Origin of the sequence: Terriglobus sp. YAF25, from assembly GCF_052113305.1 — a bacterium.
GTDB lineage: Bacteria > Acidobacteriota > Terriglobia > Terriglobales > Acidobacteriaceae > Terriglobus.
Window position 1 is genome coordinate 1 of the sequence record NZ_JBFRCY010000135.1, and the last position, 11,292, is coordinate 11,292.

The window sequence follows — 11,292 nt, forward strand, 5'->3', positions numbered from 1 at the left end:
GTCCTGGTGGGCATAGCGTTCCGAGGTTGGCGTCGCCGCGAACCACTGCGTGACATTGCTACGCTCACGCAGGATAGCGGTGACATTTACAGCAGACGATGGCGGGGCGGCCGGCGACTGGGCAAACGAAGCCGCAACAGATGCCACCGAAACGAGGACGAAGAGAGCGGATTTCACGAAAAATCTCCTTATCAAGACACACCACGGCTGTGATCGCAGTCAGAGCATGCAGACGCGACGAAGAGAAACCGGTCAGACGATGAACAAGGAAGTGCCGTCCGTTATACGGCGAGCACTTCCTCAGCACTGGCCGTATCGACCTCCGCCATCGCGGGAGCAAGGGCTCTGCCGCCCGCCCCAACCCAGGTACGCGTCCACTTCCGTGAAACGATGCGCAGCATCACCAGCACCAGCAGTGCGAAGACGGCGTAAGCCGCGAAGCCCGTTGCAAATGATCCTGTGTGCTGTTTGGACTGGCCAAGCACATTGGGCAGAATGGAGCCGCCCAGTGCGCCGATCTCACCCACCATGCTGCCGGCAACCGCGGTTGCCAGCGGCCAGCGCAGCGGAACCAGCTGGAAGGTCGCTCCGTTACCGGCGCCCAGCGCGGCGAAGCACAGCATGAAGAGCACTGTCGTGACTACCAGGGACGGCGAGGTCACCAGACCGAAGATACCGGCAATGGCAATCAGGAAGACGACACTCAGCGTCGTGACGCCGCCAACCCGGTCAGCAAACCATCCACCAACAACGCGGGTCATGCTGCCAAGCAGCGTGGCGCACATGGTGAGCGTTCCCGCCTGCGTCTTCGGGATGTGGAACTGTGCGACGAAGAGCGAGGGTAGGAAGGTCGCGAGACCGAGGAAGCCACCGAAGGTAATGATGTAGACGAGATTGAAGTACCAGCCATCGCGCTCCACCAGGCACTTGAGATGCTGGCGCAGTGTCTGGTGTTCGGAGTCGGGCGGTTCCTTGGCGAAGATGATCATTACGATCAGCGGAAGCAGCATGAACAGCGCAGCGAAGCCATAGACGTGCGACCATCCGTAAGCCTTCGCCAGACGCGGAGCGAAGAAGGCCGCGATAGCCGTACCGCTGTTGCCGGCTCCGGCGATTCCCATGGCCAGGCCTTTGTACTGTTTCGGGAACCAGCCCGCTCCCAGCGAAAGCGCAACACCGAAGCTTGCGCCGGCGGTGCCGAGCAGAACGCCCATGGCCAGCACGTTCGAGAACGAGTGCACAAAGAAGTAGCCATAGAGCAGCGCCGCGATAATGCAGCTCATCTCCACGATGGCCGCGCTCTTACGGCCGATGTACTGGCTCAGCACACCGAGCGGAAAACGCATGAGAGCACCTGCCAGGGTGGGCAAAGACACCATCAAGCCGACCTGCGCCGGCGAGAGGTGGAACTGCTCGGTGATGAACGGTCCCATTGCTCCGTTCAGCACCCACACAGCAAAGGTGAAGTCGAAGTAGAGGAACGACGCGAAAAGCGTCGCTGGATGACCGGATTTTAGAAAGTGCTTTACGTTGGCCATTTGAAAGGCTCCTGAGATTAGAAATGTCGAAATGTAATGCGGCACGAAAGGTACTGCTACGACAGGAGCGAACTTCCAGGTTCGGCTCGGTACACACTCGCGGCGGCCATGGGCGCGAGAAAGACATACAGAACAGTGCTATTTCAGAGCGGAACGCTCGACACATACAGCGCACTGTTTGAAGTTGGGTTCGCGGCTGATGGGGTCAAAAGCACCCAGAGTCACGAGGTTGGAATTCTGCTCAGCGAAGTGGAACGGCATGAAGACCTGTCCGGGAGCGACAATCCCGGTAATGCGCAACTCAACGTCGCGAACATAAGCACGCCTGGAGCGGACCGTGACACGATCATGCTGGCGCAGCGAGAGCCTATCAGCATCTGCCGGATTCATCTCTAGCCATGCATTGGGAGACATGGCGTCAAGCATGGCAACAGCGCCGGTTTTGGTGCGCGTGTGCCAGTGCTCAACGGTGCGTCCGGTATTCAGAATCAAATCGAATTCGGTGTTCGGCTGCTCCACGAAGGGCAGGCACGGAACACAGTGCAGCAGAGCACGGCCGTTCTCGCGGGGGAACTGGCCATCGCCGTAGAGTCGTTCCCCGCCCCACTGTCTGCCACCTTCATCTTCGAGCTGCTGCCAGGTGAACCCGCTGTAGTCGCACATGCGGCCCGCGGAGACCTTCTGCCACTCGAGCCACGCATCATGTGTGCTGCTCCATCCCGGGAAGAGCCTGTCCCGTACACCCAGCCGGTCTGCAAGCGCGAGGAAGATATCAAAGTCAGAACGAGACTCGCCCGGCGGCGTGGCAAAGGCATTCACTTTGCTGACGCGGCGCTCGGAATTCGTATACGTCCCTTCCTTCTCTCCCCAGATGGCCGCGGGAAGAACCAGGTCGGCATAGTCCATCGTGGGTGTTGGATAGAAACCATCCTGCACCACGACAAACTCCGTCGTCTCAAAGGCCTGCTTGAGCAGGTTGAGGTTCGGGAAGGAGACCACGGGATTCGTGGCAATGATCCAGATCGCCTTGACCTGCCCCTTGACGGCGGCCTCGATGATGTCCGGGTAAGCAAGACCGCGTGCTGTCGGCAGCTCCTCTTCTTCAACATTCCAGATGGCTGCCAGTGCCTTGCGATCTTCAGCGTTATCGAACTTCCGGTAACCCGGCAGAGCCGTGGTGAAGCTGCTCTCGCGCGATCCCATCGCGTTGCATTGACCGGTGATGGAGAAAGGAGCCCCGCCTGTGCGGCCGATATTGCCGGTAATCATTGCGAGGTTGTTGATCGCCGCGACCGTATGCGCGCCCTGGGTGGAGTGGTTCACACCCATCGTCCAGCCAATGAAAGCCGACTTCGCCTCTCCGTAGAGACGAGCCACCTTCTCGATGGTCTCGACCGTAAGCCCTGTGGTCGCGCTGACCGCCTCCGGCGTGTAGTCGGCGACGAAGCCGACGAATTCTTCCAGACCTTCAACATGCTCGCGGATGTACTCGCGATCGATCAGGCCATCCCGCAGCAGAATATGCGCAATACCGTTGATCAGCGAGATATCGGAGCGCGGCTTCACCGGTAGATGAAGATCGGCCATCATCGCAGTCTTGGTGACACGCGGATCCACAACAACCAGCACCTGCCCGGGCTTCTTGCGCAGGCGGTTGCACAGGATAGGATGATTGTCCGCAATGTTCGCGCCGATCAGCAGTACGACATCCGCCGTCTCCATATCGGCATAGGACCCTGGAGGTCCGTCTGAACCGAAGCTCAGCTTGTAGCCTGAAACCGCGCTGGCCATGCACAGCGTGGTGTTGCCGTCGTAGTTGCGGCTGCGGAAGCCGAGCTGCACCAGCTTGCCGAGGGTATAAAACTCCTCCGTCACCAACTGGCCGGTGCTGATCACACCCAGCGAGTCATTGCCGAAACGCTCCTGGATCGACCCGATATGCGTCACCATCACCTCGAGGGCTTCGTCCCAGGAGATCGGCTCAAGCGGAGTGCCGCGGCCGCCGCGGCGCAACATCGGCGTGGTGGCGCGGCCGGCAGCCTCGACCATCAGGTGCTCACTGAGTCCCTTGGGGCAGAGCTTGCCCAGATTCACCGGATGGTCGGGGTTTCCGCGTGCGGCAACAGGGCGTCCGTTGCGCGTGCCGACCAGCATCCCGCAGCCAACGGAGCAGTAACCGCAGGTCGTCTTCGTCCATGTGTCCGCGATACGCGACTCAGAGATGTAGCCGAAGCGTGCATCTTTGCCATAGCGATACTGCGTCCGCGCGATATCGAAGCCCAGCCAGCGCTGCATCCGCTGCAGAAACGTGAGCGGCTGCATCCTGGCGCGGTCTTCCGCCACAGCGTTGGCGTATTGTGTCACCCGCTTCTTCATGCCGCCGCCTTTCCATGGGATCCGCTGCTGAAGGTCAATCCCATGCTGAGCGGAACAACGGAGACGAAAAAGAGATAGCGGTTCAGAAGAACAGCGGCAGAGGCCGCGGCAAGTGAAAGCCAGGGCATCGGCGCCAGCAGGAAGAGCACAGCCTGGATAGCGCAGATCCAGGAGAGTGCCACCTTCCACCAGAGCTGTTCGCCGCGCAGATGGTTGTAGCTGGCATGGCGCTCAAAGATCGCGGAGCCGCGAAGCCGGGCGATGCGCGTGATCTGGTTCGCGATCCAGAGGACGGCAGCCAGGGCTACAGCCCGGGGATGCGGCGTGACGTGAGGAAGAGCTACCGTCAGACCAACTGCCTGCAGCCGTGTTGCAATCCAGACCGCAGGCGCCTGCATCACCGCCATCACCGGCCCAGCCATCAGAAAGGCCGAGAGCACGAAGTCAAGCGGTGTATGCATCATGTTCCAGGCTGGACGTGCCTTGACCAGATAGATACGCGCGCTGGCAAGCGTTCCTGCAAGTCCGATCATGGCCGCCACAAGCGCCAGCGGAGTCACCGCGCGCTCCAGCACAGGGCGCATCAGCGACGCCCACGCAACGCCTGTGGATACTGTCAGCGTGACCAGGAAGAGCGTGAAGCATAGGACCTCACGGCTCAGCCACGAACGCTTCCACATCTTCAGGGCGCGCCACGCATAGGCAGGCCGTCCGAGATGGAAGATGGAAATGTTGATCGCGATGACAGTAACCAGCAGCAGCAGCGTCAGACTCACCGCTCCGAGGTTGCGGTCCAGCAATAGACCGCAGAGCAAACCAAAGGCTGCCTGCATGGCAGAGGTCATCACGACAAGAGAAGGATGCGCATGTTCAAGCGCGATGGAACCGGTATCGACGCGATCGAGCCAGGTGACGGAGCTCTTCTCAGGCAGGGTGATGCGCGTGGTAGAGACCGTCTGGCCAGAAGGAGGCATACCCGGCGAATCGGCGAGGGAGTGGTCCGCCGTCCACTCGTTCTTGTTCACGATCTCGATCTGGATCGCATTCTCCGGGCATGCATTCACACATGCAGGCTCGCGGTTATCGAGCAGACGCTCGCGGCACATGTCGCATTTGCCAACGACGCCACGCTCTGGATTGAACTGCGGGACGCTGTAAGGGCAGTTCCACACGCAGTACTGGCAGCCGATGCAGGCTTCGGCAGAGTGCAGCACGATGCCTGTAATCGGATCTTTGCTGTAGGCATCGACAGGACATCCGCGCAGGCAATCGGCGGTGAGACAGTGGTTGCACCCCATCGAGAGGTAGGTGCGCATCACATTGGGATAGATGCCGCCTTCCAGCTCGCCAACGCGGCGCCACTTGATATCGGCCGGGTTGCCGTTCTGCTCATTGCAGGCAATCTCACAGGAGCGGCAGCCGATGCACTTCGTCATATCGAAGTGGAAGCGGTACTGTTCTCCGGCCTCGAGCGGCCGCGACGGAATCAGCGCATTTACCAGCGAGGGTGCCGCTCCACCCTCGACCAGGGTGAGGCGCACCAGCTCAGCGCTGTCGGTCTCCATCGCTCGTTCTTGAAGCGGCAGTGCCACGTTGCTCCCTCGTTCCTTACCTAGTACACGGCTTAGTAAACRTCCCGGTGATACCGGCCGTCGTCATGCATCTGCGAAACATACTCGCGGGCGGCTTCGTTGCTCATACCGCCGTGCTTCTCAATCAGTGTGTGCAGCGCCGAGTCCACATCTTTGGCCATACGCGAGGCGTCGCCACAGACATAAACGCGGGCATCTTCCTGCAGCCACTGCCAGAAGGTCGCGCCGTGCTCGATCATGCGGTCCTGCACGTAGATCTTGTGCGCCTGATCGCGCGAGAAGGCCGTATCGAGCCGCGTGAGATGGCCGCTCTCCGACATGGAGCGCAGTTCTTCGCTGTAGAGATAGTCGGTCTGCGCACTACGCTCGCCGAAGAAGAGCCAGTTGCGGCCCTTCTGTCCAAGTGCCTCGCGCTCATGCAGGAACGCGCGGAAGGGAGCGATGCCCGTGCCCGGCCCGATCATGATGATGGGCGTATTGCTGTCAACGGGAAGGCGGAACTTCTTGTTCGGCTGGATATAGACCGGCACCGTCTCGCCCACGTCGACCCGCTCGGCAAGCATCGTGGAAGCGACACCGCCGCGTTCACGGTTGTGCGAGCGATAGCGCACTACGCCGATGGTGCAATGAAGCTCCAGGCCGTGCTTCGCCGGGCTCGAAGAGATGGAGTAGAGCCGCGGCGCCAGACGCGGCAGCATCGTAAGCAGCTCTTCCGGTGCATCGATAGCGCCAGGATACGCATGCAGCAGATCGATCAGGCCGCGGTCATACAGGAACGTATCCAGGTGAGCGGCCTGCTCTGCCGGCAACAGCGCCGAAAGAGTCTTGCACTTCGTCTTCTCCGCAAAGGCCTGCACCATCTTGCGGCTCAAACGGGTGTGCTGGTAGTGATGCAGCAGAGCCTCACGCAGGCTGCAGGCGCCTGCCTTGGGAACCTCCACCATCGTGTCTGCACCAAACGGCAGCAGCGACAGCGTTTCGTCCACCAGCACAGCATCGTTCTGCGCCAGAACACCGCAGGCATCGCCCGCCTGGTAGGGCAGATCTTCGTTCAGCTGAAGCCCCAGGTGGATAGTGAGCTTGCTCGAGATATTCGAGGTCAGCGCGCGGCGATCGACCACGGTTGCATGCAGTGGATTCTCACGCGAATACAGCGACTGCTTTACCGGCTGAGCCGCCGCAGCGGCCGTAGCCACCTCAGCGTGCTTCGTCCCATTCGCACCGTTCGACTTCTTGCCGATCTGCGTAACGCACGTTCCCTTCCAGGCGGCGAAGGGTTCATCGACATCTACGTCGCTCTCGACGCGCGATGTGATGCGCAGCGCACCAAGGTCCGCCAGGCGGTCATCCAGCTCCACGCCGAAGCGGCAGAACTGTTCGTAAGTCTTATCTCCGAGACCGAATACGGAGTACCGCAGCGAAGCCAGGCTGAGAGAGTCCGCGCCCATCAGAGCATCGCGAAATGCCTTGGCATGATCCGGAGCCTCGCCATCGCCGTAAGTGCTGACGAAGAAGACGGCATTGGTCTGCTCTGCGAGATGGGATGGCGTCACATCCGTGAGCGAGGTAACCGTCGCGTTGTGGCCCGCGGTCTTCAGTTCCTTGGCGAACTTCTTCGCCAGGCGCTCAGCCGTTCCGCTCTGTGTGGCGAAGTAAACAGCCACATTCTCCGAAGCCGGTACGGGCACAGCAAAAGCTTGCGGCGCGGGAGCACTCGAGTAGAGACCCGCAAGAAACCCATTAAGCCACGCGCGCTGGTCGGCGTTGAAGGGAGCATCGTGCGGAATAAAAGGGACGGGCTGTGCGCTCACGCCATCACCTCCGCACGAACATCGCTGCTACACATACTGCGTAACTCCTCGACACTATGCCGGTTCGTGAAAGCGAGGAAACTCTCACCTTCCATGCACTGTGCCGTGTAAACCGTAAAGATCGCCTGCAGCGCAGGCAGCACCTCGCTGTACTTCATCGCTGGAAAGAGCTGCCGCGCCATGGCCTGATCGTTGTCGGCTCCGCCGCCGAGGTTCACCTGATAGCCTTCTTCGCCACCGACCTTCACGCCCATCAGGCCGATATCGCCGATGTAGTGCTGCGCGCAGGAGTGTGGGCAACCAGTCACATGTAGGTTGACTGCGGTCTCAAGCCCGGCCTGATGCAGCACACGACATGCCTCTGCAACACGATCTTCGGGAACGTTCGGAATAAGCAGGTTCTGCCACACCGTCAGACGAAGCTCGCCGCTGCCAAAGCGCTCGGCAACATCCGCAATGACGCGGGCCTGCACGATAGGCAGCCAGCCCACGGGAACACAGACGCCGATGTAAGAGAAGCCGGGCTGCGATTGGGCATGCACACCAAGATGTCCAGCGCGATTGATCGGGCCGCGTAATTCGCACTCCGAGGCATCGACGCGCAGGATCGGGAACGCAAGCTTCTTCTCAGTCTCTTCCAGGAACTTCTCGACACCCCAGCGATCGACGAGATACTTCAGGCGGGCCTTCTTGCGATCGGTACGATCTCCGTTCTCAGCAAAGACGCGGACCATCGCCGCAGCCACAGCAACAAGCTGGTCAGGGCTCAACAGCAAACCGCAGTCCGAAGCGAACTGCTTATGCCCGGTGATACCGCAGAGCAGAACGCGGAAGTAGACGCCCGCCGGCACGCTCTTCCCTTCACCGACAGAAACGGCAACAAAACCGATGTCGTTGGTGTCGGCCAGCGCGCTGATGGCGCCGCCGTTATCGAAAGCGATATTGAACTTGCGCGGCAGGCCGAACATATCGCGCGAGTTGGTGATGTAGTTCTGCAGCGCATCGGCGTAGGGCTGTACGTCGATCAGCTCCTGCGGATCGTACCCGGAGATAGGCGATGCGGTGATATTGCGAATGTTGTCCGCGCCGGAGCCGACTGAACTCATGCCGAGCTTGCGAACGCCGTTCAGCACATTGACGACATCTTTCGGTGCGCACTCGCGAAGCTGTATGTTGGCGCGGGTCGTAAGATCGATGCGGCTGTTGCCGAACTTTTCAGCAATCGTGGCGACGCCACGCATCTGCGCGGAGGTCATCACTCCGCCGGGAACGCGCATGCGCAGCATGAAGGAGTCCTGCGCGGGGGCTACATGAAACAAACCGTGGAACTTGAAGCGATAGCGACGCTCCGCATCAGGAGCCTCGTTGGAGGCTGCAGTCTGCAGCAGCTCATCCCACAGATCCAGTGGATTCCGCTCGTACTTCCAGAGCTCTTCTGCGCAGAGATCAGAGATTGGCGTGCCGAAGAAGGTCTCTTCCGTGGCGGGCTCGGCGAAGTTTGCACTGCCGGCCGAAGGCTGAGAGGTGATCTGTCCGGATGCAGAGTGCCCGACATACGGGCGCTGCAACACACCCGCAAAGAATCCACGGAGATACTGTGCCTGCTCATCGGAGAAGCCCGACTGCGGCGAGACGAAATTGTGTGGCATCGTCGACATAAACATCCTCACGCGGCAAAACAATCGGTGGATGATGTACGACGGCCTGAATCACCTGTGCGGCAATGCGAAAAACTCCGGAACGAACGCAGCAATCCCACACGCACACATCGGCGGTGAACTCAGGCTCGTCGCGGAGCAGCTTACTAATCTTGAAAATGCTCAGTTTGGCGAAGGCGGACGCATCAAGGGGCCGCACCTTCAGATAACACCTTCAGGCTGCCATAGCCGAAGGGTTCAATGGTTGGAGTATAGGTCGATACTGGATTAGGCGCAAGGTCTTTTCATCGGGGATTCGCTATTTCCTCGCAATCCTCTGATAGAAAAGGAATTCTGCGCATTCACCCTAGAGCATTTCCCTGTAGGTGTAGAGTAGGGCTTCCTCATCTATGGGCGTTTTCCGCGATGAAAACGCCGCCGCACTCCCCTTCCGGGATACCCAGTAACAGGGAAAATGCTCTAAAGCATTTCCCTGTAGGTGTAGAGTAGGGCTTCCTCATCTCTATGGGCGTTTTCCGCAATGAAAACGCCGCTGCACTCCTCTTCTGGAATACCCAGCAACAGGGGAAAATGCTCTAAGAACGATCAATTGGCGTTTTCGCACCTGATCACCGTACAGTTCTAGAATGAGATTGATTATCTTTTAATCAATTTCCCCCGGAATCAACGCAGCTCAACCCGTTTTCGGAGAGTCATGCCCCACGCCAGCTTTGAAGGATTGCGAGTGTTATCTCTAGAGACCCGCCGCGAGCGCGAGGTGGAGAAGCTCATTCGCACTTACAACGGTGACCCGCTCGTGGTTCCTTCCATGCGCGAGATTCCGCTCAGCTCGAATACCGACTGTGTGGAGTTCGGCCGCCGCCTGCTCGCAGGGGAGATCGATCTCATCGTCTTCATGACAGGTGTGGGCGTGGCGAAGATGATGGAGGTCCTGAGCGCCTCCTTCGATCGCGAAAAAATATTGCAGCAGCTACGCGAGCGGCAGATCGTTGCCAGAGGTGTAAAGCCGGTCGCCGCATTGCGTGAGTTACAGGTTCCGGTCGCCGTCACTACAGCAGAGCCGAGCACATGGCGTGAAGTACTGGCGCAGATGGACAAGAAGTACGGCGATAAGCTCGCGCGCTACAACATCGCGGTGCAGGAGTATGGCGCCACTAACCCTGAGCTGATTGCCGAGCTGGTCCATCGCTGCGCCTCTGTCACCAAGGTTCCGGTCTATCAGTGGGGGCTCCCGCTCGACATTGCACCGCTGCAGGGAGCGATACGCGAGATCATCGATGGCTCCATCGACGTCGTCCTGTTCATGACCGCGGTGCAGGTAATTCATCTCTTCCATGTGGCCAGCGATATGGGCGTTGCTGATGAGATGCGGCGCGCCCTCGAGTCCATCGCCATCATCTCGGTTGGACCGACGACAACCGAAGAGATTCTGCACTACGGTCTGAAGCCTGACTTCGAGCCGTCGCGGCCGCGCATGGGCTTCATGGTGAACGAAGCAGCACAGTACGCCCGCAAAGTGCTTGCAGAGAAGCGTTCATCCGATGCCTTTGCCGGCGCCAAGCCGAAAGATGAGGCGGCGACGATCGTCTCGAAGCCGCCCGGATGGCCGGTGCAGCAGGTTGCTCCCTCCACCTCGACGATGGCTGGCTTCCGTGATGGCCTGGCGCCGCTCGATATTCTGCAGCAGGTAAGCAGCAGCCTCACCTCAACCGACGCGCTGCACGTCGTGCTTTCGCGTATCGTTGCCTGCGTCTGCGCGATGGTGCCGTGCGATTCCTGCTTCATCTACACGCTGGAAGAGGACAAGCTCGTCCTCCGCGCTTCGCGGAATCCGCATGCCGCCGAAATCGATCAATTGAAGGTCTCCGTCGGACAAGGCGTCACCGGATGGGTCGCCGAACATCGCGAGCCGGTCTCCATTCCGGAGCGCGCCAGCGAAGACCCTCGCTTCAGCGCCTTCCGCAATCTTCCCGAAGACACCTTCGAAGCCATGCTCTGCATTCCGGTGCTCTGTGCCGGCCGTGTGGTGGGCGTCTTGAACCTGCAGCACAAGCAGCCCTACTTCCATACCGACCTTGAACGCCGCCTGTTGGCGACGATCGGCGTTCTGGTAGGCGCTGAAATCGAGCGTGCACGCCTCGAGACTGAGAACCTTCAGCTTGCGGACCGGCTCGAATCGCGCAAGACAATCGATCGCGCCAAAGGCATTCTGCAGCGCGACCTGAAGATCTCCGAAGATGAGGCCTACCGCATGATGCAGAAAGAGAGCCGGCAACGGCGGAAGTCGATGCGTGAGGTCGCCGACGCGATTCTGCTC

6 protein-coding genes are annotated in these 11,292 nt (G+C 60.0%); 1 reads left to right on the top strand and 5 read right to left on the bottom strand.

The annotated features are described in order from the left end of the window. Positions 1–281: 281 nt before the first annotated feature. The 5 genes from AB4043_RS07540 to AB4043_RS07560 all read right to left on the bottom strand — a co-directional run bounded on the left by AB4043_RS07540 (position 282) and on the right by AB4043_RS07560 (position 8,975). The gene (locus AB4043_RS07540) at positions 282–1,538 is read right to left on the bottom strand and encodes a nitrate/nitrite transporter (protein ID WP_442301468.1); all 1,257 of its coding nucleotides are present in this window, start codon (positions 1,536–1,538) and stop codon (positions 282–284) included. A 138-nt stretch (positions 1,539–1,676) separates the two neighbouring features. After that, positions 1,677–3,914, bottom strand: coding sequence for a molybdopterin oxidoreductase family protein (locus AB4043_RS07545; protein WP_442301467.1), 2,238 nt, complete (start codon positions 3,912–3,914; stop codon positions 1,677–1,679). Continuing rightward, positions 3,911–5,506 carry a DmsC/YnfH family molybdoenzyme membrane anchor subunit gene (locus AB4043_RS07550; RefSeq protein WP_442301466.1) on the bottom strand — a complete coding sequence of 532 codons (1,596 nt, stop codon included), beginning with the start codon at positions 5,504–5,506 and terminating at the stop codon, positions 3,911–3,913. Before AB4043_RS07550 ends, AB4043_RS07545 begins: the two co-directional genes overlap by 4 nt. Positions 5,507–5,538: 32 nt before the next feature. Beyond that, on the bottom strand, positions 5,539–7,317 hold the full coding sequence (locus AB4043_RS07555) for a diflavin oxidoreductase (protein WP_442301465.1): 1,779 nt from the start codon (positions 7,315–7,317) through the stop codon (positions 5,539–5,541). Continuing rightward, complete coding sequence (locus tag AB4043_RS07560) at positions 7,314–8,975, bottom strand: NirA family protein (RefSeq protein ID WP_442306780.1); 1,662 nt, start codon at positions 8,973–8,975, stop codon at positions 7,314–7,316. The genes AB4043_RS07555 and AB4043_RS07560 overlap by 4 nt, the downstream gene beginning before the upstream one ends. A gap of 724 nt (positions 8,976–9,699) precedes the next feature. Here AB4043_RS07560 and AB4043_RS07565 point away from each other — a divergent pair. Further along, positions 9,700–11,292 (top strand): uroporphyrinogen-III synthase (locus AB4043_RS07565; RefSeq protein ID WP_442306781.1); only part of this gene is annotated, 1,593 nt, incomplete at its 3' end.

What these genes read in the sequence shown, in the direction of transcription:
- AB4043_RS07545 (WP_442301467.1), bottom strand. Translation starts at nt 3,914, where the DNA reads ATGAAGAAGCGGGTGACACAATACGCCAACGCTGTGGCGGAAGACCGC.
- AB4043_RS07560 (WP_442306780.1), bottom strand. Translation starts at nt 8,975, where the DNA reads ATGTCGACGATGCCACACAATTTCGTCTCGCCGCAGTCGGGCTTCTCC.
- AB4043_RS07540 (WP_442301468.1), bottom strand. Translation starts at nt 1,538, where the DNA reads ATGGCCAACGTAAAGCACTTTCTAAAATCCGGTCATCCAGCGACGCTT.